Source organism: Streptomyces sp. NBC_01017, from assembly GCF_045162795.1.
Taxonomy (GTDB): domain Bacteria; phylum Actinomycetota; class Actinomycetes; order Streptomycetales; family Streptomycetaceae; genus Streptomyces; species Streptomyces machairae.
In genome coordinates this window covers 1,695,011-1,719,329 of sequence record NZ_CP108683.1, presented here as the reverse complement: position 1 = coordinate 1,719,329, position 24,319 = coordinate 1,695,011, and the positions used below count along the sequence as shown (strand labels likewise).

Sequence of the window (24,319 nt, the reverse complement as noted above, 5' to 3'; positions counted from 1 at the left end):
CGAAGCCCCCGTACAGCGGTCTACCTGGCAGAAGTCCACAGGAACACCCAAGGGAGAGGCCCGGCCATGGGGGACATACGCAGACGGCGTGCCGTCGCACTCGGCATCACCACAGGACTCGTCGCACCGCTCGCGCTGACGCTTGCCGCCGCACCGGCGCAGGCGGCTCCGAGCTGCACGACGCAGGCCGGCCCCTATCAGAAGAAGGTGGAGAAGTTCCTCGGCCGCCCGGTCGACGGCAAGCAGTCCAGCGCCGACTGCAAAGCCATCCAGGCCTTCCAGACCAAGCACGGCATCACCCCGAACGCCGGCTACGCGGGGCCCGTCACATGGGGCGTGATGGACCTCATGAACAAGCAGAAGGCCGTCGGCAACAACCCCAACAAGGACGGCAAGTGCCCCGTCAACAAGGGCCGCATCGCCTGCGTGAACCTCTCGCTCCAGCTGAGCTGGATCCAGGACGGGAAGAAGCTGGTGTACGGCCCGGTGCCGGTCCGTACCGGACGTAACGGCTACGAGACGCGCACCGGTCTGAAGAAGATCTACTGGCGCAACATCGACCACGTCTCGACCATCTACAACGTGCCGATGCCGTACGCCCAGTTCTTCGACGGCGGCCAGGCCTTCCACTCGGTCGGCGTCAGCATGTGGAACCCGCCCGGCTCGCACGGCTGCGTCAACATGACCAAGACCGACGCGAAGAAGTACTGGTCGCTGCTGAAGAACGGCGACGACGTCTACGTGTACGGCCGCAAGCCGGGCACCTGACACACGCCAGGCACCCGGCTCGCGCAGGAACGTCACGCCTCGGGCGCGTCCCCGAAGTCCGGGATCTCCAGCCTGGCCCCGCTCTGCCGCGCGGACTCGTGCGCGACGATGCCCGGCAGGGTGTAGCGGGCGGCCACCCACGCGTTCACGGACGGCAGGGTGCGGGTGTTGACCGCGGTCACGAAGTCGTCCACCAGGAAGTGGTGGCTGCCCTCGTGGCCGTTGTGCAGGTTGTCGAAGGCCCGCGGCAGCCGGGCGCGGTCGTGCACGGGCGCCGACCCCGAGGTGAAGGCCGCCCGCAGCTCCGGCGCGATGTGCTGGAGCGACGGGTCGTCGGGGGACATGGTGGGCTTGGGCTCCAGCAGCTCGCTGATGTCCTTGACGCCCTTTTTGTCCTGCCAGAAGGCCACAGTGGCGAGCTGCTCCATGCTCGCCTCGGTGCCGAAGAACCGGAACCGCGACTCCCGTATGTGCGACGGGTAGCCGACCCGCCGGAACTCGTTCGTACGGAACGAGCCACCGCCCGCGACCTCGAACAGCGCGGTCGCGTTGGACACGTCGTTGCCGAACTGGCTGACGCTCTTGTCGAAGACCCCGTCGCCCCGGTCGTCCACGACCCCGATCGCCGACACGCTCACCGCGTGTGTCCGCCAAGCCCCGAGCACACCGCCCACCGCGTGCGTCGGGTACAGCAGCGGGGGATAGCTGGCGGTCGCCTTCCAGTTCTCGCCGCCGCTGTACTGGTACGCCTCGTAGAACCCCAGGTCCATGTCGTGGACGTAGTCGCCCTCGGCGTAGAAGAGCCGCCCGAAGGCGCCCTCGGCGATCTGGTTGCGCGCGTGCACGGTCGCCGGGTTGTACTCGCTGGTCTCGCCCATCATGTACGTCAGGCCGGTCGCCTTGACCGCGTCGATGATCGCCGCGATCTCCTCCGTGGTGATCGCCATCGGAACCGCGGAGTAGACGTGCTTGCCGGCGTTCAGGCCCTGTAGCACCAGCGGGCCGTGGGTCCAGCGCTGGGTGAAGATGGCGACCGCGTCGACGGCCGCCGACTCCAGCATCGCCTCGTACGAGGGGAAGGTGCCGGCCAGTCCCTGTGCGTCGGCGAGCTGCTCGGCCCGCTCGGGCAGCAGATCGGTGACGTACACGTCGCTGACACCGGGGTGGGCCTGGAACAGCGTGGCGAACTGGCCGGAGAACTGGCCGGCGCCGACGATGCCGAGGGAGAACGTCATGGAGTGTGTGCCTTTCACTGGCCGAGGATGAGGTTGATCTGGTCGTTGGTCCTGGTCAGGCCGCTCGCCGGGGCGTCGTTGGCGTAGACGTCCTGCATCGCGGGGCGCATCAGGGAGTACACGTCCGCCGCGTAGTCGGTGATCGGGAAGGAGAACGTGGTGGAGTTCTTCCTGTCGGTGACCGGTTCGGTGAAGGCGGACACGTCGATGCCCTTCTTCCCGTACGCGGCCACGGCCGCGTCGGTGCCGTCAGGGGTCGCGGGGAAGACGATGCCGTAGCCGCCGACGGCCTTCTGGCACTCGTTCGAGGCGAGATACCGCACCCACTTCTTCGCGCCCTCCTTGTTGCGGGCGTTCTTGGTGATCGAGTCGGCGAGGCCGTTCATCATGGTGGCCCGCTTGCCGGTCGGGCCGGTCGGCGTGGGTGCGGTACCGACGTCGAGACTCTTGGTGCCGTAGTAGGTGGAGATCATCCAGGCGCCGTCGAAGGCGGTCGCCGCCTTGCCGGAGGCGACCTGGGCGTTGGCCGGGTTGGCGCCGTCGGTGTAGTCGGTGAAGGGCGCGAGGTAGCCCTTCTTCGCCAGTCCGAAGTACCAGTCGACCACCGACTGGAAGGTCCCGCTGTCGTACTGGTACTTGGTGCCCCAGCGCGCCTGGTCCGTGTAGTGCCAGCCCGCCGAGGCGACGAACGGGCTCCACGTGGTCTGGCCGTCCGCGTCTCCCGCGCCGCCGGTCGCCATCCCGTACACCTTGACGTTGTTCTTGTCGAAGCCCTTCTCGTCGCCGCGCTTGCCGTTCTTGTCGACGGTCAGATGCGCGATGGCCTTCTCGAAGGTGCCGCCGTCCTTCGGGTTCCAGGACAGGCCGTCGAGCCCGTCGGCGGTGAGCCCGGCCTCCTCGACCATCTTCTTGTTGTAGAAGAGGGCGACGGTGTCCCAGTCCTTGGGCGCGCCGTAGCGATGGCCGTCCTGGCCCTTCCAGTTGGCGGCCAGCCCCGCCTGGTAGGCGGAGTCGTCGATACCCAGGTCGTCCAGCGGTTCGAGCACGTTCAGATCGGCGAACTGCCCGAACTTCTGGATGTGGTCGGTGAACACGTCCGGCTCGGTGCCCGCGATGAAGCTCGCGGTGAGCTTGGTCCAGTAGTCGGCCCAGCCCATCTGCGTGATCTTCACCTTCAGGCCCGGATTCTGCTTCTCGAACCCCTTCGCACAGGCCTGGTACGCGGGCAGCTGATTGGCGTCCCACAGCCAGTACGTCACCGTGTTCCCGCCCGACCCGGCCGCGCCGCCCTGCGCGCAGCCGGTGGCCAGGGACAGCGCCATCGCCCCGGTCAGGGCCAGGATCGTACGCATCCGAACTCGCATCCCAGTCCCCTTACTTGACGCCGGTGAAGCTGATGGAGCTGACGATGCGCCGTGCGAAGCAGCCGAACAGCACGAGCATCGGAAGGGCGGCGATCAGCGTGGCCGCCATCAGGCCGGACCAGTCGTAGCCCGTCTGCGGGGTCTGTGCCCGGAAGATGGCCAGCGCGACGGTGAGCACGCGCGAGCTGTCGCTGTAGGACACCATCAACGGCCAGAAGTAGTCGTTCCAGGCGGTGATGTACGTCAGCAGGCCCAGCGTGAGGATCGGCGTGGCCGCCATCGGCAGCATCACCCGGAAGAAGATCCGGATCTTTCCGGCCCCGTCCAGCAGGGCGGCCTCCTCCACCTCCCGCGGCACGTTCATGAAGAACTGCCGCAGGAAGAACACCGCGAACGGCGTCATGAACATCGTCGGCAGGGCCACCCCCAACAGGTTGTCGACCAGCCCGAGTTGCTTGATCAGTACGAAGTTGGGGAGCAGCGTGAAGATCGCCGGCACCATCAGCCCGGCCAGGAACAGTCCGAACACCTTCTCCCGCCCGCGCCAGCGCAGCCGGGCGAAGGCGTACGCCGCCATGGCGGAGAAGAAGATCTGGCAGACGGTGATCAGAGTCGAGACAATCACCGAATTGATCAGATAGCGCCAGAACTTGAGCCCGCCGCCCGAACCGCCCTGGGCGATCGCTTCCTCGGCCGACTGCAGACCGAGCGCCCGCTCGAAGCCTCCGGTCGTCGGATCCACGGGCAGCAGATCGCCGGGGTGGGCGGCGAGCGCGGTGTTCGAGGACAGCGCGGTGCGCAGGATCCAGTAGAACGGCAACAGCGTGATGAGCACGACGGCGGCCATCACCGCCCAGGCCACGGCCCGTCCGAAGGAGGGCCTGCGCCTGACGCGCCGTACGGTCGTGGTGTCTGCCACGGCAGCCATGTCGGTGTCTCCCTTCCCTCAGCCGAGGTCGCTCTGGCCGGCCCGGGTGAGCCGGTACTGCAGGACGGTGATCGCGCTCAGCACGACCAGCAGGGCCACCGACATCGCCGAGGCGTACCCGAACTGGAAGCGCCCGAAGGCGGCGCCGTAGATGTAGTACTGCAGGACGTTCGTGGCGTTGGCCGGTCCGCCCGCGGTCGTCACGGCGACCGTGTCGAACACCTGGAACGAACCGATCACCGTCATGATCAGAACGACCGCCAGGACCGGTCGCAGCAGCGGCATCGTGATCCGCCAGAACATGCGCCACTCGCTCGCGCCGTCGACCTTCGCGGCCTCGTACATGTCGTTGGGGATCGCCATCAGACCGGCGAACAGCAGCAGCGCGGTGTACCCGACATGCCGCCACACATTGATCAGGGCGATCGTCGGTATCGCCCAGGCCTCGTCCGCGAGGAACGGGATGCGGTCGGCGCCGATCCCCGAGATGATCTCGTTGCCGATGCCGAGTTGGGTGTCCAGCATCCAGAGCCAGACGATGCCCGCGACGACGTTCGACATCAGATACGGCGTGAGCACGATCCCGCGCAGCACCGCCGACTGGGTGAGCCGCTGCAGCAGTACGGCGATGGCGAGCGCCGAGACCGTCTGGACGCCGATGTTGATGACCACGTACTCGACGGTGACCCCGAGCGATTCCCAGAAGATCGGGTCGTGGACCATCCGCACGTAGTTGTCCAGGCCGACCCACTCCGCCGGCGTGAGCAGGTTGAAGCGGGTGAAGCTCAGGTAGATGCCCCGCAGCGTCGGCCAGAGCAGGAACGCCAAAAAGCCCAGCATCGCCGGAGCGATGAACACCGCGGCGAGCCGCCCGTCCCCCTCGTTCTCGCGAGAGCGCGCCCGTCGCGTCCTCGACTTGGTCCCCGCTCCCTCGGCGCCACCCAGCGGCAGGCGCGAAGGAGGGCTGCTGGAGGCGATGGTCATCAGGAGACTCCCTCGTCTGCGGCTCGTCCTCGGCGCCACTTACTTTCGTCGCGGAAGAATCCAGCCGTCAAGGGGCGCGCAATCATCTTCTTCAAGCCAGCAGGACCGCTCTAGACTGGTCTTGTTGGTTTCGCATAGAAAAAAATCAGAGAGCAAAACCAGAGAAAGATCATGTGGGAGCCTGACGACCATGACCCCAGTAGCCGACAGCTGGCCCCCTCTCAGTCCCGGTGAACGCTCGGTGGCGATCGAGGTGCTCGTCGGCGGTCCCCTGTCGCGTACCGAGCTCGCCCGGCGGCTCGACCTGTCCGCGGGCAGCCTCACCCGGCTCACCAAACCGCTGATCGAGTCGGGCCTCCTCGTCGAGGTGCCCGAAGCGGGCGTTCCGGCGGAGGTGCGTCAGGGCCGCCCGTCCCAGCCGCTGGACGTCGTCGCCGATTCCCTCTCCTTCCTCGGCTTCAAGATCACCGACGACATGGTCTACGGCGTCCTGACCACCCTCAGGAGCGAGATCGTCGCCCGCTACGACCGCCCGCTGGTCACCCGTGAACCGGCCGCGGTCGTGGACCTGCTGGGGGAGATGACCGACGCGCTCGCCGGCGACCGCCCGCGGCTCGCCGGGATCGGCATCGGTGTGGGCGGCTTCGTCGAGGACCGGGCCGTGGTCGGGGAGTCCCCGTTCCTGGACTGGCGTGAGGTGCCGCTCGCCGAACTGGTCGAGGAACGCACGGGGCTGCCGGTCGTGGTGGAGAACGACGTAGCCGCCCTCGTCGAGGCGGAGACCTGGTTCGGCGCCGGCCGCGGCCTCGACCGCTTCGTCGTCCTCACCATCGGCGCCGGTATCGGCTACGGACTGGTCCTCGGCGGCAAGCGGGTGCCCTACGCCGAGGAGGACCGCGGCTTCGGCCGCCACTGGATCGTGGACCCGAACGGCCCGCTGACCCCCGAAGGGGCGCGCGGCAGCGCCGTCTCCCTGCTGACCATCCCCAGCATCCGCTACCAGGTCCAGGCCGCCACCGGTCGCGACCGCACGTACGAGGAGATCCTGGAGGGTGCCGCGGCGGGTGAGCCGATGTCCGCCCGGGTCGTCGAGGAGGCGGCCCGCGCCCTCGGCACCCTGGTCGCCCAGATCGCCAACTTCGTGCTGCCGCAGAAGATCCTTCTCGCGGGAGAAGGGGTGGGCCTCATGGACGTCGCCGGCAAGACTGTGACGGAGACCATCCGCGCCCAGCGGCATCCGCTGGCCGCGTCGATCGACCTCGAGACCAAGGTGTCCGATTTTCACGACTGGGCCCGTGGCGCCGCCGTTCTGGCGATCCAGGTGCTGGTGCTGGGAGCGACGGACGCCTGAACTCCGCGGTCTGCGGGGACAGATGGACGTGATCAGCAACACTGTCCGGTATGCCCGTATTGCGCAGTCTTGCTCACATGGCCTTCACCTGTGGCGCCGTATGCTTCACAGCATGTCCACCACTGTTGAAATCGCCTCCGATCGATCGGCTGACGAGGTCAACGAGGAGATCCGGGCGCTGTGGCGCCGGTCGGGCGGGACACTGAGCGTCGAGCAGCGCGAGGAATACCAGCGCCTCGTCCTGGAGTGGGCCGCCGCGGCCCTGCAGCCGGCGAAGGCGGCCTGACCGCTCGCCTCGGCGCAGGCCCGAGCATCCTCCTCGGCCCCTCCCGCCGCGTATCGCAACGCCCCGCGCGGGCACCCCTGATCCCATGGGTGCCCTCCTCGCACTGACCTCGGCCGTCTGCTACGGCATCGTCGACTTCGCCGGCGGAATGCTCTCCCGGCGCACACACTTCGCCGCCGTCACCCTGATCGGCCAGGTCGGCGGCCTGCTCCTCGCCACCACAGCCGCCCTCCTCCTTTCTGCCGGTGACGTGAGTCTCACCGATCTGGCTTGAGGCGCCCTGTCCGGCGTCGGCAGCGCTGCGGCGACGCACTTCGTCAACCGGGGCCTGAGCCGGCGCCCGATGAGCACCGGCGTGCCCGTGAGCGCCGTCACGTCCGTCGCGTTGTCCGTGCTGTGCGGGGTGCTGTTGCCCGGCGACCGGCCGGGCGCGCTCGCCCGGACCGGCTTCCTCGTCACCGTGCCCGCGCTCCGGCTCGTCGCGGATGACCGCGGCGGCCCGCGTCCGGAGGGCAACGGGAGCCGACCCGGGACAAGGGCCGCAGGCGGTGTTGCCGACGGACTGCGCGCCGGTGCCGGCGTCGCCGTGCAGTACCTCGCGCTCGGCCGGGCGGGGCCGTCGAGCGGGCTCTGGCCGGTCGCTGCGGGCCGCGTCGCCGCCGTACCGGTGATGCTGCCGGTGGGATTCCGGCTCGGCCGTGAACTGCGGTTGCCGAGGCGCAGGTGCGGCGAGGCGCTGCTGGCCGGCGCGGGAGCGGCGCTCGGCCTCATCCTCTACCTGCTCGCCGCCCAGCGGCAGTTGCCGGCCGTCGCCGTGGTCCTCGCCCCGCTCCACCCGGCGCTGCCCGTCGTCCTGGGATTCGTGCTGCTGCGTGAACCCCTCACCGTGCGCCGGGTGATCGGGCTGACCGGAGCGGCGGTGGCGCCCCTTCCGCTCACCCTCGGGTGACGGGCCACTCACCCCCAGGTCGCCGAGTAGTAGCGCCGGTACGCCTTGCGGTCCTGCTCGGCGCGGATGAAACGGGTCGCCGCCAGGGCGACCAGGCTGCCCGCGATGACCAGCAGACCGGGGCCGACGTTCTTCGGGTCCGCGAGCCGGGACAGCAGCGTCACGGCGGCCTCGCCCGCCACCGGCGCCGACGAACCGGGCGACGCGTCACCGGGCGCGCCCGCGTCCTGCGACGGGGCCGGAGCGGCGCCCTGGCCGGAGCCGTTCTGCGCGGCCACGATCAGCTTCATGTCGAGCGCGGCCAGCGCCTTGGTGACGGGCTGGAAGAACGTCGTACCGCCCGCGTTGCAGTCGCCGCTGCCCCCCGACGTCACACCCAGCGCGACCCCCTCGGAGAACATCGGACCGCCGCTGTCCCCAGGTTCGGCGCACACGTTCGTCTCGATCAGGCCCGTGACCGTGCCCTCGGGATAGTTGACCGTGGCGTTGAGCGCCGTCACCTCGCCGTCACGCAGCCCGCTCGTGCTGCCACTGCGGAACACCTTCTGTCCGACGGCCGGATCGGCCGAGCCGGTGATCCGCACGCCCTTGCCCTCGCCGATGGACACGACGTCGGCCCCGGCCCCGGCGTCCCCGCTCGCGTACTGGACCAGGGAGAAGTCGCCACCGGGAAAGCTCTGCTGGATCGTCTGCCCGATCTGCTGCCGGCCCCGGTTGTCGGCGAACCACACCGAACCGTTCGGCCCGCAGTGCCCGGCGGTGAGGATGAAGTCGCGCTGTCCGTCGGTCACGTTGAAGCCGGCCGAACAGCGCCCGGCCGTCGACAGCAGCGGCAACGCCCCGTTGAGGCGCGTCGTGAACGCGCCCTCGGTGCGCTCCATGCGGACGAAGCCGCCCATGTCCGCCGCGAGGTTCGTCATCCGGGACCAGTCCGCCGCGGAGACGGTGCTGTCGCCCTGTACGACCACCTCGTTGGAGCGGTAGTCCATGACCCACGCCGTACCGGCCACCCGGGGCGCCGAACGCAGCGTCGACGTCGCCGACTTCATCTCGTCCATGCTGTGGTCGACCAGCTTCGCCTGGGCGCCGGCCTTGCGCACCTCGGCGGCGGCACCCTCGTCGGTGACCGCGACGACCGCCTTCCCGTCGGCACCGATCCAACTGCCCGCCGTACGGGACGTGCCCAGCCGTGCGACCAGCTCGCTGCCGGAGTCGCCGGCCGACGCGGCGTAGGTGCGCGGGACGGCCGAGGCGTCCGGAGGTTCGCTCGCCACGGCGCGTGTGACCATCGTTCCTCCGAGGAGGAGTCCGCCGACCGCCGCCAGCCGTGTCACTCGCCGGACGAGACGTCGTCGTGCGTGCCTCATGCATGGCTCCCGAACCAGTACAGCGCGGCGTCAACGCCGCGGGGCCCTCCCGTGGTTGAGCACCCTCACTCCATACGTGGCCCGGGACGCGCGTGTTCACCGCACGGGCAATTCACCGCCCGTCACCGGCCCCTGCGCGTCCTCACCGTTCCCGGACACCGGCACATCCCCCTATCTTGTGCCTCATGACCAGGATTCCGCACGAAATGTCCGGTGAACCGAATCCGCTCCGCGCACTGACCCTCGACCGCCTTCGATCGCGTACGAGCATGAAGTGGCGCGCCTACCCCGAGGACGTGCTGCCCCTGTGGGTGGCCGAGATGGACGTGCCGCTGGCCGAGCCCATCGTGCGCGCGCTCACCGACGCCCTCGAGCTCGGCGACACCGGATACCCGGCGGGCACCGGCTACGCCGAGGCGCTCGCCGGTTTCGCGGACAAGCGGTGGGGCTGGGAGGTCGCCGTGGAGCGAACGGCGATCGTGCCCGACGTGATGCTCGGCGTGGTCGAAATGCTCAAACTGGTCACCGGACCGGGCGATCCGGTCGTCGTGAACTCACCCGTGTATCCGCCGTTCTACATGTTCGTCGAGCACATGGACCGCGAGGTGGTCGAGGCCCCGCTCGGCGCCGACCTGCGCATCGACTTCGACGCTCTCGACGAGACGTTCCGGCGGGCGACCACGGGCGGCCGACGCGCCGCCTTCCTGCTGTGCAGCCCCCACAACCCGACCGGCACCGTGCACACCGCCGACGAACTGGCCGCCGTGGCCGCACTCGCCGACCGCCACGGCGTCCGCGTCGTCGCCGACGAGATCCACGCACCGGTCACCGCGGGCGGCGTCGATTTCGTGCCGTATCTGCGCGTCCCCGGCGCCGAGAACGGGCTGTCGCTGATGTCGGCGTCGAAGGCGTGGAACCTGGCCGGCCTCAAGGCGGCCCTGGCCATCGCCGGACCCGCGGCCGCCGCCGACCTGGACCGGATGCCGGAAGAGGTCAGCCACGGTCCCAGCCACCTCGGCATCATCGCCCACAGCGCCGCCCTGCGTTACGGCACCGACTGGCTCGACGCCCTGCTCGCGGGCCTCGACGACAACCGGCGCCTGCTCGCGGACCTCCTGGCCGAACACCTCCCGGCGATCACGCACCGGCCGGGCGAGGCCACCTACCTCGCCTGGCTCGACTGCCGCGCCCTCGGCCTCGGCGACGACCCGGCGGACGTCTTCCTGCGGCGCGGCCGGGTCGCGCTCAGCTCCGGGATCCCCTTCGGCACCGGCGGAGCGGGGCACGTACGGCTGAACCTGGCGACATCACCCGAGCTGCTCACCGAGGGCGTACGTCGAATGGCGGCGGCCCTCGACTGAGCCGCACGGTGGGGGCGCCCCTGTGGGCGCCCCTGTTGTCGTCGTCCCCACCTGCGCCGCCCGCACCCTCCCTGCCTAAACTGCGGGCCATGGACGATACGTCGCTCGACACTCTCGGCGCGGGCCAGTACCTGCTCATCACCAGCTACCGCAAGAACGGCACCGGTGTCGCCACGCCGGTCTGGGTGGTCCGCGACGGAGACGCCCTGGGCGTGTGGACGGTGGCCGACTCGTGGAAGGTCAAGCGCATCCGCGCCCGGGCCGACGTCCTGGTCGGCCCCTGCGACCTGCGCGGCAGGCCGACCGGCGACCAGGTCCCCGCCACCGCCGAGATCTGCGACGAGGCCACCAGCGCCCACTACCGCCGGCTCATCACCCGCAAGTACGGCATCACCGGCCGCCTCACCCTCTTCGGCAGCCGACTGCGCCGCGGCGTGAACGGCACAGTCGGCATCCGCCTGACGCTGACGCCGGCCGGCTGACCGCCGGTGGTGGCCGTGCCCAGGGGGCAGCGGCAGCGCTTCGGGAGGGTTCCCGCCCGGGTCGAGTGAGCATGGTGCCGACGACCGCCCGTGCCGTCCGTCCGTCGTGCCCGTCGGGCAGGAGGCGGCGGCCGGGGGCGTCGTGGGTACGGCGTGCTCGGTGCGCGGGCGAAGGGGGAGAGCGCTGGTGGCAGGGGAGCGGGAGCGGATCATCGCCGGGCGGTACCGGCTGCGGCAGCGGCTCGGCGCCGGCGGTGGAGGAAGCGTCTGGCTGGCCGAGGACGAGAAGCTCCGGGCACAGGTCGCGGTCAAGGAGATCGACGTACCGGACGAGCCGGACGAACGGCTCGGCGACCCTGCCGACCGGGGCCGCGACGAAGCGCTGAAGGCCGCGCAGCTGCGCGAGCACCCGAACGTGATCACCGTGTACGACGTGGTCGAGGACGACGACCGCCCGTGGATCGTCATGGAGTACCTGCCCGGTACCCGCGACCTGCACGCCGTGGCCAGGCAGCGCGGCCCGCTGTCGAGCGAGGAGACGGCCCGGATCGGGGCGGCCGCCCTCGACGGACTCCGCGCCGGGCACCGGCTCGGCATCATCCACCGGGACGTGAAGCCCTCCAACATCCTGCTGGCGCCCGACCATTCGGGCACCGTCGACGGCCGGGTCCTGCTCACGGACTACGGCATCTCGCTGCGGCCCCGCGAGACCCGGATCACCCGGAGCGGCATGGTCGTCGGCACCCCGGGCTATGTGGCACCCGAGCGGCTGTCCGGCGGCGAGGCGACCGCCGCCTCCGACCTGTTCTCGCTCGGCGTCACCCTCTACTTCGCCGTCGAGGGCACCGCCCCCTTCGAACGCGACACACTCGACGCCAGCCTCCTCGCCGCACTCAACACGGAACCCTCCGTGCCGCAGCGAGCGAGTGCCCCGCTCAGCCGCGCCATCATGGGCCTGCTGACCAAGGACCCGCTGAAGCGCATCCAGGCGGCGGAGGCGGCCGAGTTGCTCGCCGAGGCCGCGGGCGAGGCGGTCGGCACCCCTGGCTCACGGCCCGGCCAACCCGCCCCGCCGGACGAGGGCGGCTCCACCTCCACCCGCCGTACACCGCTGAGTTCCCTCCCCACCCAGGTCCGCCGGCTGCCCGTCCTCCTGGCGCTCACCGCCCTGCTGGTCGGGGGCGCCGGGTTCGCGCTGGGTGCCGTCACCTTCGGCGACGCGGGAGAGGCGACGCAGAGCCCGGAGGTCAGGGCGAAGCCCGTCGGGACTCCTTCCCCGGTCCCGTCCCCGACCGTCACCCGCAGCACGTACCCGTACGGCAGACAGGCGGGCCTGCGCGACGGCCTCACGGCGGGCCAGTGCGTCGACGCCGAATGGAAGGGCGACGACTTCAAGGGGCGGCCGGGCCTCAAGCTCGTCGACTGTCACGACGACGACCCCGAGGGGCAGGTCATCGCGACCGTCACGGCCGACCGCACCGCACCCGCACCGGACGCGAAGTCCGTACAGGGCGAGTGCACCCGGCGCACCGCAAACCTGCGGGGCACCATGCCCGACCCCGTGCTGTACGTCCTGACCCCCGAGGCCGGCCAGAGCGAGCCGCCGGCGTCGGCCTGCCTGCTGTTCCTGAAGAACGCCACCGTCGGCGGCCCGCTCGGCGACTTCCGCAGGTTCGGCGACGAGGTGTACATCACGCAGCTGGGCCCGGGCGACTGCATCAACTCCGAGGACGACGAGGACGGTTCGTCCACCGAGACCCTGGTGAGCTGCGACGGGCCGCACGACGAGCAGGTGGCCGGCTGGACCTGGGCCTCCGGGGAGGGCTCGTCGGACAGCGTCGACACGGGAGGGCTCTGCGAGGAGAAGTACGGCGTCGACTGGGCCCGCGGCAAAGCGCACGAGATGTGGGGCTGGTCCTCCACGGACGAGGAGTGGGACGCCGGTTTCCGCCACGTGATGTGCAGCGTGGCCCGCGAGGACGGCAAGAAGCTGCCCGCTGGAGGGCTGAAACCGGCGTACTGAGCCCGTCGCATGCCGCGTTGGTGGCCCTTTGGGGACGGGTCCCGTCGTGGCTGCGGGACCCTGGTGAACGCATCCGTACGTGCCGAGAGGCCCACGAACCGTCGAGGAGACCAGCGATGCCCCTGTCCGCCAGCCTCGCGCGCGGCGTCGCACCCACGGCGCCCGGAACCCTGCACGCCCGCACGGTGACCGGCGATCTCACCGCGCCGCCGCGACCGGGCATGACGGTGCGATTCGGGCGGGGCGAGCGGCCGGACGTGGACCTGGGCGTCGGGGTGGACGATCTGCGCGTGAGCCGGCGGCACGGCGAGCTGACGTACCAGCAGGGGCAGTGGTGGCTGCGCAACACCGGCCAGCAGCTCGTCCGGCTGCCGCGCGGGCGGATGATGCACACGACGACCGAGCCGATGCCGCTCGCCCCCGGCTACACCCCGCTGTTCGTGAAGGGCTCCGGCTACCGGGAACACCTGGTCGAGCTGTACGTGGCGGGCCACGACGACCAGGGGCCCGTCTCGCGGCGCCGGGCTCAGACGCTGCGCCCGGAGATCTGGTCGCTCGACGACGACGAACGCCTGCTGCTGGTCGTCCTGGGCCAGCGCTACCTGCTGTACGAGGAGGACCCGCGCCCCCTCAGCTACGCCATGGCCGCCCGGCAACTCGCCTACCTGCGCCCCGACGTGGGCTGGAACGAACGCAGGATCGAGTACCGCATCGAGGACGTACGCCGTCGCCTGCACCGCACCGGCTTCCGGTACCCCCTGCTGCACGACAAGTCCCAGGGCCGACCCGGCGACAACCGCCTGCTGCACAACCTGCTGCGCGGCCTGGTGGAGTCCACCACTCTCGTACCGCCGGACCTGGACCTCATGGAGGAGCCCTCACCCCCGGACCCGGGACCGGTCCCGGAGCCCCGCGCCTAGGGTCCCCGGCATGACCCACTCCATCTCGGGACTGTTCGCACGGAGCCGCAGAGCCGGAGCGGCCACGGCGGCGGCATGCCTGGCGGTGTCGGCCACCCTCGCCGGCTGCGGCGGCACGGACGAGGAACCCGCCCAGCCGTCGTCGGACCGGGCGCAGGCCACGCAACGCCCCACCCCGTCCGCCGACCGCAACTCCCCGGCGCCGTCCCCCTCGCCGTCGAGCGCCGCGGACACCCTCGCGGAACTGGCGGAGCGCCCCTGCCTCGCCCTCCACGACGAGGACACCGGACCCGGCAAGCTCTACGTCGTCTTCGAGGGAACCGAGAAGCAGTACAAGGACACCCCCAAGTCCTGCCAATGGGGAGCACAGGGCGGACTGGTGGACTTCACTCCCCACCCCGAGGCCGACCTGACCAAGGACAAGAGATACCGGGACCTCACACCCAGGACGATTGGCGGTCGCCTTGCCCTGCTCGGCACTCCCAGCCGTCACTCGGAGGGGTCGTGCATCGCGTTCGTCTCGGCCGGCAACGGTCAGTCGTTCCAGCTCACCGTCGTACCGTTCGGAGAGGGCGCCCCCGGCCCCGACGCACCCACCCTGGCCACGAACTTCGCCAAGGCGATTCTCGCCCACCTGAAGTGACGTCGGACGCGGCCACCTCAGCGCGCGGGAAGCTTCGCGGCGGCCGAGGTCGCCAGGTCCGTGGCCATCGCGCACAGGTCGTCCATGGGCCGCCGCCCACGCGTGTCCACGCGCAGCATCTCGGCATACGTGTCGGCGTTCCGGCCGCCGTACTCGCGGTACTTCACGAACACCGTGCAGGAGTCGTTGTCGTCCTCCTTCCGCACGACGGCGTCGTGGCCGCCGAGCCGGACCGGGTCACCGTCCGCCGAGGTCTTGGGCTGGTCCCGGTGGAAGGCGATCTCCGCCCCGAGGTCGTCGACGTCGCTGAACCACTCGCAGTCCCAGTTCGCGACACCGACCTCCGGGGCACCGGCCTCGATGCCGGGGACGACGGACAGTGCCTCGGCGTCGAGCAGCTCGCAGGCGTTCGCCCAGGCCAGGGAGGCGGCCGGGTAGGCCTGGGAACGGCGGGGGACCGGGCCCCGGCCGAGGACCTCGGCCGCGCTGCGGGCGGCCGAGTCGGCGACCGTGCACAAGGTGGCGGCGCCGCCGACCACCGAGCCCTCCTCCTCGTTGGCGCGGACGCCGAGCAGGACACCGTCGGTAGCGGCGGGGGCACTGCCGGGAGCGTCGTCCGGCGGGAGCAGCAGGCGCCCGCACTCGTCGCTCTCCGGCTGCTCCTCCATGATGCCGATCCGGCCGACGGTGCGCGTGGGGCGTGCCGTCTCCGGCGGGGTACCCCGGCGCAGGTGGACCGTCACGTCGATACGGCTCTCGTCGTCGGGGTACAGATGCAGCTCGCAGCGGTCGAAGTTGCCGTAGTCCACGTCCACTTCGGTCCTGCCGAACCGGCCGAGGGCGGCGGGGTCGCTCAGAGCGCACAGGTCGGCGGTGTGGGGATCGCCGATCAGGGACTGCCGTGCGGTGGTCGTGGCCCCGTCCGTGGGCAGGCCGTTGGCGGCACCGCGGGTATCGACACTGCCGTCAGAGCCGCCGGGAGCGAGGGCAACTCCGAGGGCCAGCGCGGCGGCGACACCGACGGCCGCGCCGACCAGTGTGCGTCGTCGCCACGGGCGTCCGGAGCTCCGGACGGCCGACGGGGTGTCCGAGGCGGTCCCGGCGACTGCCGCCAGGAGACGCTTGACCTCGCTCGCGCCGGGCCGTTGCCGCGGATCACGCCGGAGCATCGCGGTCAGCGCGGGATACAGCGGTCCCACGGCGTCGGCGTCCACGTCGACGACGCCCTGCTCGGCCTTCCAGTACGTCAGGCGTTCGGCGTCCGCCCCGTCTTCCCCTTCCTCCAGGGACTCCCCACCGCGCGGGGGCGAACCGGTGACGAGCGCGTGGAGGGTGGCCGCCAGGCAGAACATGTCCGAGGCCGGCCGGGGAACGTTGCCCCGGGCCAGCTCGGGGGCGGCGTAGTCCGGGGTGAAGCTGAAGGGGCCGTTGGCCGTGATGGTCTCGGTGCCGCCGACCCGGTGGGCGGCACCGAAGTCCAGCAACTTCGCATCACCGTGCCGGGTGAGGCCGACGTTGGCCGGCTTGACGTCGCAGTGGACGATGCCCGCCCCGTGCAGGGCGGCGAGCGCGTCGGCGAGCTGGGCACCGACACGGGCCGCCCGCTGCGGGGACATCCGCGGCAGCCGGTCCAGGCCGCCGCCGGGCACGTACTCCATGACGAACCAGTACGTCTCGGGCCCGTCGTCGCCCGGAGGCACGGTCACGACGTCGAACAGGGTCACCACGTGCAGGTGGTCGCGGAACTTGGCCATGGCGCGCGGTTCGCCGAGCAGCCGTCGTACCGCGGTCTCGCGGTCGCCCTCGATCCGCTCCGGTTTCAGCGCGACGTCCTGGCCGACCAGCCTGTCGTGGGCCCGCCACACTTCGCCGCCGCGCCCTGCGCCGATGACCTCCTTGAGGACATAGCGACCGGCGAACTCCTCTCCGGAACGCACGGATCCCCCTCACCCCGGTTCACGACGCGCACGGTCACATGGCTGCGCTGCGCGCCTGCGATCAAACCTACGGCGTGAGGGGGCAGTTACTCGGGGTATCCCTGGAGTCTTCATCGGGCGCACTCATCTTGAGCGGCTCAACGGATCAACGTGTCCGACGGGACGAGGACGCGCTGCGGGCGGGCATCCACGAGCCCGCCCGCGAGGCGCGTCGCCTCAACGACCCTCAGGTGCGTCGCCTCAGGACGCGTCCACCACCGTGCCCTTCACCACCGGCGCACCGGGCACCGGTTCCCCCTCGTCGTCGGCCGACCGGAAGCGCACCGACTCGGCCGGTTCGGCCACCGTGTCCTTCACAGTCGGCACCGTCAGTTCCGTGCTCGTGGCGCCCGGCGGGACGGACACCCACAGATTGAGGTCGTCCACGGCGGACAGCGGGCGCTCCGGATCCGGCGCCGCGCCGGAGGTCTCCTGGAGCCACTCGGGATCGACGTCCTTGGTGGACAGCACGGCACCTTCGGTGACCGGCACCAGGGCGAACACGCCGCCCACCTCGACATCGGCTGCCGCGGACAGCGTCACCCGCCACTTCAACGGCTTCCCCTCGGTCACCCGGTCCGCGACCGGTTTCACCCCGATCGTGGGCAACGGGTCGTCGTTCTTTGCGGTCACCCCGCCCAGGTGCGAACCGACCACAGCCGTACGGACCGCCTTGACGAAGACGTTGTGCGGCAGGTCGTAGCTGTAGCGGGTGTTGCCCCGGATCTTCACCGGTACGTCGATGTCCTGCGCACCCGGCCGCACCGTCACCAGCCGGTCCGTGGCCCTGCCGGTGACAGGGTCGGCGACGAACAGCCGTACCTGTCCGCTGCCGCTCCCCGACACCCGCACCGGCACCCGGTACGTCCGTTCGCCCGAGTTCCCTTCCTGCACGGTCAGCCGTCCGACGTCGACCCGGGGCAACGCAGCCTCCCGCACCGCCGGCGTGCCCGGCTGCCACCCCCAGGCATCCATCAGCCAGGCCCGCCCGGACCTCGAACGCGGCGTCAGCTCCAGGGACTTGACGTGCCTCAGGTCGAGCACCGCCGCGTCATCGGCGCCGATCGGCACCCGCACCTCGCGCGCCCAGTACGATGCCGTCCGGTCCGACCCCGGCAGCCCGTCGACCTTGACCCGGCCGAGCGTCCGGTGCCGCCCGGTGCTGTCGGTGACCGAGACGTCCAGCTGAGTCCCGGTGGTGTTCGGCGGCACGATCACACGCAGCGCCAACGCCTTCGCACCCGTCAGGGACACCGGCCGCTCGGGACGTACCCGTACGGCCGACCCCGCCGAGGACCAGCGCAGCGCGACCGCGCGGCGGCCGGGCTCGCGGTCGGTCTCCCACCGCGCGAAGTGCGGGGAGCCGCCGGTCGTCTCCGACGACAGGCACGCGGTGGCGGTGGCGGGATGCACAGCCGAGCACAGCCGGCCGCCTCCTCCGCTCACCGAGACCTTGCCGTCCGGCAGGAGACCGGCGCCCCGCCGACCGCCCACGGCATGGGTGAGGACGCGCGCCGGGTCGGCCGAGGGTGCGCGGCGGCCCGAGCCGTCGAGCAGCGGGCGTACCCGGTCGTCCTTGGCGACGAACAACCGCGCCGCCGCCGCGATGTAGGTCGCGCCCGCCTTGTGCTGCTGATCGGCGGTCAGCCGGGTGCGGGTGCCGGGGGCGCAGACCGGGTCGGGCTGCTCCTCGTCGTTCCAGAAGTCGTCGTCGGCGGGCGCCTCGGCCTGGCCCGGCGTCCACTCGCTGTTGAAGTAGTTGTGGTTGGCGCCGACCATGTACACCGCGCTGTGCAGTGCGGTCCCGCGGCTGGCCCGGCGGGTGCCGTCGACGTACACCTCGCCCTGCAGATCGGAGACATCACCGTCACAGCCCGGCAGGATCGTCATCGACGGTACGTCCGGAACCGGGTTCTGGCCGAAGATCGTCGGGCCGATGAGTACGGTGCCGCGGATGTGCCAGCGCACCGGGCCGCGATAGCCGTCCTGGTTCGCGGGCGGCGGGTAAAGACTGTCCATCGCCGCCCGGTTGACGCCCTCGCCGCCCCGCGAGTGCCCGACGAGCAGCACCCGGGACAGATCGGCCCCGGGCATCTGCCGTACGGTCGCGGGGGCCGTGGCCGGGTGGGCGGACCAGTCGGCCCAGCGGGCGAGATGCTGCCGTACGAGCGAGGAACGGGCCTGCGCGCCGCCGTCCTCGGCGCTCCAGTCCTGGCCGTTGATGCCGTTGGCGGAGATCGACACGGTCACATAGCCCTGGGAGGCCAGAAGCCGCTGGTCGCGCAGATAGCCCCGGTGACTCGGCACCGGCTTGCCGCCGGCGGCACAGGGCCAGTCGCCGCTGATCTCGCCCTGCGGTGTGTAGCAGGTGGAGTGGCGGCCGTGCAGGAACAGGGCGAGCGGACGGCGGCCGTCGGCACCCTTGGGCGCCACCACCACGGCCCGCATCTCGACCGGCTCGGCGTATCCGGGAAGCCGTACCGGGTCGAGGTCGTACTCACCCGTGACGGTCTGGTACGTGCCCGGTTCGCCGGGGTCGACCTGGTTCACCGGCAGCCGTGGCGGGACGGTCACCGCCGAGCGAGCGCTGCCGGCGGTCGGGTCGGGCGCGTCCAACCGGCGGCCCGCGGCCCGTACTTCCAGGTCCTGCACGGAGTCCAGCCGGACCCCGTCGAGGCCGAGCCGGAACGTACGCCCGTCCTTGGCCGGCGCCGGCCGGCCGAGCAGCCGGTCACCCGAGAAGAACTCGACGCGGGCATCGCCCATCGGCACCCGCTCGTCGGCCCGCCACACCAGCTTCCGGGCGGGCCCGTCACCGGTGATGCTCCAGTCGTCCGGCAGGCCCGCACCACCACCACCGTCGGTGTCGGTCGAGTTCGCAAGCGGCCTTGCCTCGGACGCCGGTTGAGCCTGAGCCCACCCTGGCGACGCCCCCACCACCGTGAGCACCGCCAAGCCGGTGACCCATATTCGCCGGGCACGAATCACGTGCCCCTCCTTCCGTTCGCACCGGGACGGCCCCGGGCCCTTCACCTGGGAAGGACGGAAGGTGGTACTTGTGCGTTGCCTGTGGCGGGAGGGAAGACTGCTTGCTCTCGGAGCCAACTATGGTGGCCACGGCCGGAGATGGCCGCGCGAACGAGGGAACGCAGGCGCGGCGCCGGGGAGGGCGAGGAGAACCGTCGGCAGCCTCCCGCACCCGGCCCGGTGTGGGGGAGCGGGGAGCGCGGGTCAGGTCCAGGCGCGGTAGGGCTCGTCGATCAGCTGGAACACCGGCTCGCTGCGGACCGGGTCCTTGGCCGTGGACAGCCGCACCCGGTCTCCGCTGTGAATGCCGATCGGCGGGCCGATGACCCTGCCACGCACGACGAACCCCTCGGCCATCTCTATGAGGGACACATTGCGTGCCGCGGGGGTGTTGCGGTGGACCACCGTGGAGTGCCGGACGGTCCCCACCCCCTCGCTGCGCTCGGTCCGCAGGTCACTGCCCTGACAGACCGGACACAGCAGCCGGTGGTACATGGCCGTACCGCACCAGGTGCAGCGCTGGAAAACGATGGCGTCCCTGTCGGGGGCCGCGGGTTCGAGTACGCCGGCACCGGAGCCGGCGGTCTGGCGAACAACGCTTCCTGAGTGGTGGTACACGCTGGTCAACTCCCTGCGCTCGGCCGGAATCCCACGTGCGCGGGGAACCCGTGCACGCACGTGCCCGGTTCACCGTGCCACCGTGCACGGCCTCAGAGTATGGCACTGAGTGCCACTCGTAAAGGCACTGCGTACCCTGAATTATTCGCCCGGGGCCGAGCACGCGAGTCATGTGCCCGGGCCGAGCGCGCGAACTATGTGCCCGGGCCGAGCGCGCGAACTATGTGCCTGGCCCGAGCGCCGTCTCGATCTCCTGAACGACCCGCCACAGCGGGGCACCGCGCCGGGACACGACGACCACCACGTCCTCGGCCGGTTCGTCACGCGCCGGTTCGTCACGCGCCGGTTCGGCACCCTCCGGTTCGTCACCGTCCGGGCGCGGGGCCGGGCCGGTCCCGAAGGCCGACTGCACATATCCCAGGGCGTGGTCCACCTCGGCGCTCGCGTCGCCCTGGCCGTCGGAGCGCAGCCAGGACCGCAGCGCGTTGTTGTGGGCCGCGACCGCGGCGGCGGCGATCACGTCGGCCTGGAGCGTCCCGTCGCGCCGGCCGGCGAAACGCTCGCGCAGGTACTCGGCCAGCTGCCGCTCGTAGCGCCACACCACGGACAGCTCGTACGCCCGCAGTCCGGGCACGCTTTTGGTGAGGCGGTAGCGCTGTACCGAGAAGGTCGGGTTCTCCGCGTACATGCGCAGCACCAGCCGGGCGGCGTCGCACACCCGGCGCACCGGCTCGTGCTCGTCGCCGCTCGCCGCCAGGAAGGCCGTCATGTCGGCCAGGCACCGCTCGTGGTCGGGGAAGACCACGTCCTCCTTGGACGGGAAGTAACGGAAGAACGACCGTCGCCCGACGCCCGCGAGCGTCACGATGTCGTCGACGGTCGTCTGCTCGTAGCCCCGCTCCAGGAAGAGCTGGAAAGCCGCACCGACGAGGGCGTCCCGCATAGGGGGCTTGGCGGCCGTGGCCTCCGCCCTCTCGCCCTTTCCCGCCCGCTCGGCCTTCTCGCCGCGGCCGGATGCCGCACTGCTGGAGCTCATGGACGGGAACGTAGCACCTGAGCTGGATGGATGGCACTCAGTGCAGTGAGGTGGGGGAACTGAGTGCTGTCCCCGGGTGCCGGCCCTGATGAGGTCCGGGCAGCCGCTCAGCCGGCGCCAACACCGTCGGGTTGATCGTATTGATCGAAAATGATCGATACGATTGTGGGCGTAGAGTGAGCGCTTCGGGATCACGCTCCGCGTGGCCCGCGGGATCGTTCGACCGGCCTCGCCCCAGGGGGAACCATGCGACTGCACGTCGACCAGCGCCACGAGCGGGTGCTCGAACTCGTCCGGGAGCGGGGCAGCCTCCGCGTCGCCGAACTCGCCGCCGAACTCGGCGTCTCCGCCGTCACCCTGCGGCGCGACGTCGAAGCGCTCGCGGCGCAGGGCCGGGTACAACGGCTGCACGGCGCGGTCGTGTGGCCCGGGGACAAGGCCGCCGAGGTGCGCGAACGGCCGGCGGGCGCCGAGGGCGCGGTGATCGGAATGATCGTCCCGACCACGAACTACATCTTCGCCGACATCGTGCGCGGCGCCCGGGAAGCGGTCGCGGCCCAGGGCGGCCGGCTAGTGCTGGGGGTGTCCGGCTACGTCGACGCCGAGGACTCGGTGCAGGCCGACCACCTCCTCTCGGGCGGCGCGGAGGGACTGCTCGTCGCACCCAGCTGGTTCGGCGGCGTGCCCGAGAACGGTCAGGAGAAGTGGCTGCTGGAGCACGACGTCCCCGCCGTCCTGGTCGAACGCCTGGCCCCGCCCGGAAACCCCGCCGCCGTGCTGGACCGGGTGCGCACCGACCGGGCTCACGGCGCCGCGGTCGCCGTCGGTCACTTCGCGAGCCTCGGACACCGCAGGATCACCGCGGTTCTGCAGGAGGGCCCGCACGCCAACCAGATCACCGCCGGCTACCAGGCGGCCGTGCAGGCCCTGGGGCTCGACGTGGACAAGGGCGCCGCCCCGACCGTGCGGGAACACGGGGACTACGAGGCGAGCGTCGACTATCTCGTCGAAGCGGTGAAGAAGCGTCGCGTCACCGCCGCCCTTGTGCACAGCGACGAGGACGCGATCGTGCTGGTGCCACGGCTCCAGGCATGCGGCATCCGGGTCCCGGACGACCTGGCGCTGATCGCGTACGAGGACGAGGTCGCCGGTCTCTCCGACGTGCCGCTCACCGCCGTCGCGCCACCCACGCGCTCCGTGGGGGAGCTGGCCGCCAAGCTGCTGCTGGAGCGTCTCGCCGAGCGTCGCAGCGGGCAGCAGCCGGGGCCGCGTCAACACCTGGACCTGCTCCCGGAGTTGAGGGTCCGCTCATCCTGCGGCGGCGAATCGATCGCCGAATGAGCGAACGACGATCGTTTTGATTGTTTCGCGCGAACGCTCTTGACTCTGATCGTGTGTGCACAAAAGATGTCCTGCGACCGCCTCTGCCCGTACGAGGTCTCGTAGGAGACGTGCCATGACGCGCACTTCACGTTCGTCCCGCACCACACGTTCGTTCCGTACGACCGCCGCTCTCGCCGCCGTCACCGTGCTCGGCCTGCTCGCCACCGCCTGCGGCGGCAGCGGTGACGGCGACTCGACCGGCACCGACGCGGGCGGCAAGCCCGTCACGCTCACCTACTGGACCTGGACACTCGGGGCCAAGTCGACCGTGGAGGCGTTCAACGCAACGCACAAGGACATCAAGGTCGAGTTCACGGAGATACCGAGCGGCACCGAGGGCTACAGCAAGCTCGTCAACTCGGTGAAGGCCGGCAATGCACCCGATGTGGCCACGATCGAGTACCAGATGGTCCCCGAGTTCGCCAGCCAGGGCAATCTGATCGATTTGACCGAGCACGCCGGTGAAACGGTCAAGACGAAATTCCCGCAGCCCATCCAGGACCTGGTGACCTTCGGCGGCAAGACCTGGACCGTGCCGTACGACGCCGCGCCGCAGCTGTACTACTACCGCACCGACCTGTTCAAGAAGTACGGCATCGAAGTCCCCAGGACCTGGGACGAGTTCAAGACGGCCGCCGAGAAGGTCAAGCAGAAGGACAAGAACGCACGGCTCGCCTCCATGCCGAAGAGCGACCCCGCGCTGCTGGCCGCGCTGGCCTGGCAGGCGGGCGGGAAGTGGTTCGACACCGAGGGCGACGCGTGGAAGCCCGCCGTCGACGACCTGGCGAGCAACAAGGTCGCCGCCTACTGGGACGGCTTGATCAAGGACGACCTCGTGCAGTCCTACACCGCCTACAGTCCCGAGGAGACCAAGGCCCGCACCTCCGGCAAGACCCTCTCCTTCCTGGGCGCCTCCTGGTCCGCGGGCGGCATGCAGACCGCCATGCCCGACCAGAAGGGCAAGTGGGCCGCCGCGCCCATGCCCAACTGGGGCACCGCCGCCAGCGGCAACTACGGCGGCACCTCCTACGGCGTCCTCAAGGGCAGCGAACACGCCGACGCCGCCGCCGAGTTCATCACCTGGCTCACCACGAACAAGGCCGGCGTGGAAGCCAGGCTCGCCGACCTCGACTCACCCAGCAGCGCCCTGCCGGCCAACCCCGAGATGCGCGAAGTGGCCGCCGCCAGGTTCGACACCGCCTACCTGAACGGCCAGAACCTCTACGCCCTCGCCTCCGAGCAGGTCGACACCATCGTCCCCGGCTGGACCTGGGGCCCGAACCAGATGGACGTCTACACGGCCATCCAGGACGAGACCGCCAAGTCCGGCTTCACGCGCGGCATCGAGGCGGGGCAGCAGAAGGCGGAGTCGGGCATCGCCGAACGGGGTCTGAAGCTCGCGCAGTAGTGGTGCGGGGTGGTGCGGCGGGGCCGTTCGGTCATGCGGTTCGGTCGTGCGGTTCGGTCGTGCGGTTCGGGGGTGCGACGGGGCCGTTCGGTCGTGCGGTTCGGTCGTGCGGTTCGGGGGTCCTCGCCGACCAGGGAATCAACGGCCCGCCGACGACCGCCCCCGCCAGCCTCGCCCCCAGCCCCTGCACCCCCTCCACCGGCCTTTCCC

General features: G+C 70.9%; 21 protein-coding genes. 12 read left to right on the top strand and 9 right to left on the bottom strand.

Translation table 11 applies throughout. The annotated features are described in order from the left end of the window. Positions 1-66: 66 nt before the first annotated feature. Positions 67-768: a L,D-transpeptidase family protein gene (locus OG331_RS08150; protein WP_406193441.1), complete on the top strand. Its 702-nt coding sequence runs from the start codon at positions 67-69 to the stop codon at positions 766-768. Between the two features lie 32 nt (positions 769-800). Here the strand turns inward: OG331_RS08150 and OG331_RS08145 are convergent, their stop codons facing one another. From OG331_RS08145 to OG331_RS08130, 4 genes are read right to left on the bottom strand one after another with little or no spacing between them, the layout of a single operon-like run. Then, on the bottom strand, positions 801-2,003 hold the full coding sequence (locus OG331_RS08145) for a Gfo/Idh/MocA family protein (protein ID WP_406193438.1): 1,203 nt from the start codon (positions 2,001-2,003) through the stop codon (positions 801-803). A gap of 14 nt (positions 2,004-2,017) precedes the next feature. Beyond that, positions 2,018-3,355 carry an ABC transporter substrate-binding protein gene (locus OG331_RS08140; protein ID WP_406193435.1) on the bottom strand — a complete coding sequence of 446 codons (1,338 nt, stop codon included), beginning with the start codon at positions 3,353-3,355 and terminating at the stop codon, positions 2,018-2,020. Between the two features lie 22 nt (positions 3,356-3,377). Beyond that, a complete protein-coding gene (locus OG331_RS08135; RefSeq protein WP_365063649.1) occupies positions 3,378-4,295 on the bottom strand; it encodes a carbohydrate ABC transporter permease in 918 nt (305 codons plus the stop codon). Between the two features lie 18 nt (positions 4,296-4,313). Then, on the bottom strand, positions 4,314-5,279 hold the full coding sequence (locus tag OG331_RS08130; protein WP_406193432.1) for a carbohydrate ABC transporter permease: 966 nt from the start codon (positions 5,277-5,279) through the stop codon (positions 4,314-4,316). A gap of 190 nt (positions 5,280-5,469) precedes the next feature. On the opposite strand from OG331_RS08130, the gene OG331_RS08125 reads away from it, so the two are divergent. The 4 genes from OG331_RS08125 (at position 5,470) to OG331_RS08110 (ending at position 7,865) form a co-directional block, all read left to right on the top strand. Next, positions 5,470-6,630 carry an ROK family protein gene (locus tag OG331_RS08125; RefSeq protein WP_406193429.1) on the top strand — a complete coding sequence of 387 codons (1,161 nt, stop codon included), beginning with the start codon at positions 5,470-5,472 and terminating at the stop codon, positions 6,628-6,630. 100 nt (positions 6,631-6,730) lie between these two features. Next, the gene (locus tag OG331_RS08120; protein WP_328884230.1) at positions 6,731-6,916 is read left to right on the top strand and encodes a hypothetical protein; all 186 of its coding nucleotides are present in this window, start codon (positions 6,731-6,733) and stop codon (positions 6,914-6,916) included. 85 nt (positions 6,917-7,001) lie between these two features. Next, positions 7,002-7,190, top strand: a complete 189-nt coding sequence (locus tag OG331_RS08115; RefSeq protein ID WP_406193426.1) for a hypothetical protein — start codon at positions 7,002-7,004, stop codon at positions 7,188-7,190. A gap of 87 nt (positions 7,191-7,277) precedes the next feature. Then, a complete protein-coding gene (locus tag OG331_RS08110) occupies positions 7,278-7,865 on the top strand; it encodes an EamA family transporter (RefSeq protein WP_406193423.1) in 588 nt (195 codons plus the stop codon). A gap of 8 nt (positions 7,866-7,873) precedes the next feature. On the opposite strand, the gene OG331_RS08105 is transcribed toward OG331_RS08110, so the two are convergent. Beyond that, positions 7,874-9,232, bottom strand: a complete 1,359-nt coding sequence (locus OG331_RS08105; RefSeq protein WP_406193420.1) for a S1 family peptidase — start codon at positions 9,230-9,232, stop codon at positions 7,874-7,876. A gap of 185 nt (positions 9,233-9,417) precedes the next feature. On the opposite strand from OG331_RS08105, the gene OG331_RS08100 reads away from it, so the two are divergent. From OG331_RS08100 to OG331_RS08080, 5 genes are all read left to right on the top strand, one after another. Further along, positions 9,418-10,593, top strand: a complete 1,176-nt coding sequence (locus OG331_RS08100) for a MalY/PatB family protein (RefSeq protein ID WP_406193417.1) — start codon at positions 9,418-9,420, stop codon at positions 10,591-10,593. Positions 10,594-10,682: 89 nt separating this feature from the next. After that, on the top strand, positions 10,683-11,075 hold the full coding sequence (locus OG331_RS08095) for a PPOX class F420-dependent oxidoreductase (RefSeq protein ID WP_406193414.1): 393 nt from the start codon (positions 10,683-10,685) through the stop codon (positions 11,073-11,075). Between the two features lie 187 nt (positions 11,076-11,262). Continuing rightward, positions 11,263-13,098, top strand: coding sequence for a serine/threonine-protein kinase (locus tag OG331_RS08090; RefSeq protein WP_406193411.1), 1,836 nt, complete (start codon positions 11,263-11,265; stop codon positions 13,096-13,098). A 116-nt stretch (positions 13,099-13,214) separates the two neighbouring features. Beyond that, a complete protein-coding gene (locus OG331_RS08085; protein WP_406193408.1) occupies positions 13,215-14,018 on the top strand; it encodes an FHA domain-containing protein in 804 nt (267 codons plus the stop codon). Positions 14,019-14,028: 10 nt separating this feature from the next. Next, entirely contained in the window at positions 14,029-14,661 is a 633-nt protein-coding gene (locus OG331_RS08080; protein ID WP_406193405.1) for a DUF3558 family protein, read from the top strand. Positions 14,662-14,678: 17 nt separating this feature from the next. Here OG331_RS08080 and OG331_RS08075 read toward each other — a convergent pair whose 3' ends face one another. The 4 genes from OG331_RS08075 to OG331_RS08060 form a co-directional block, all read right to left on the bottom strand. Then, positions 14,679-16,598, bottom strand: a complete 1,920-nt coding sequence (locus OG331_RS08075; RefSeq protein WP_406193402.1) for a protein kinase domain-containing protein — start codon at positions 16,596-16,598, stop codon at positions 14,679-14,681. A 240-nt stretch (positions 16,599-16,838) separates the two neighbouring features. Further along, the gene (locus OG331_RS08070; protein ID WP_406193399.1) at positions 16,839-19,625 is read right to left on the bottom strand and encodes an alpha/beta hydrolase family protein; all 2,787 of its coding nucleotides are present in this window, start codon (positions 19,623-19,625) and stop codon (positions 16,839-16,841) included. A 243-nt stretch (positions 19,626-19,868) separates the two neighbouring features. Next, positions 19,869-20,282 carry a Zn-ribbon domain-containing OB-fold protein gene (locus tag OG331_RS08065; RefSeq protein WP_406193396.1) on the bottom strand — a complete coding sequence of 138 codons (414 nt, stop codon included), beginning with the start codon at positions 20,280-20,282 and terminating at the stop codon, positions 19,869-19,871. 220 nt (positions 20,283-20,502) lie between these two features. Beyond that, positions 20,503-21,225, bottom strand: coding sequence for a TetR family transcriptional regulator (locus OG331_RS08060; protein ID WP_406209837.1), 723 nt, complete (start codon positions 21,223-21,225; stop codon positions 20,503-20,505). 339 nt (positions 21,226-21,564) lie between these two features. Between OG331_RS08060 and OG331_RS08055 the strand changes: the two genes are divergently transcribed. Continuing rightward, positions 21,565-22,659 carry a substrate-binding domain-containing protein gene (locus OG331_RS08055; protein WP_406193393.1) on the top strand — a complete coding sequence of 365 codons (1,095 nt, stop codon included), beginning with the start codon at positions 21,565-21,567 and terminating at the stop codon, positions 22,657-22,659. 115 nt (positions 22,660-22,774) lie between these two features. Further along, positions 22,775-24,109 carry an ABC transporter substrate-binding protein gene (locus OG331_RS08050; protein ID WP_406193390.1) on the top strand — a complete coding sequence of 445 codons (1,335 nt, stop codon included), beginning with the start codon at positions 22,775-22,777 and terminating at the stop codon, positions 24,107-24,109. Positions 24,110-24,319: the final 210 nt, after the last annotated feature.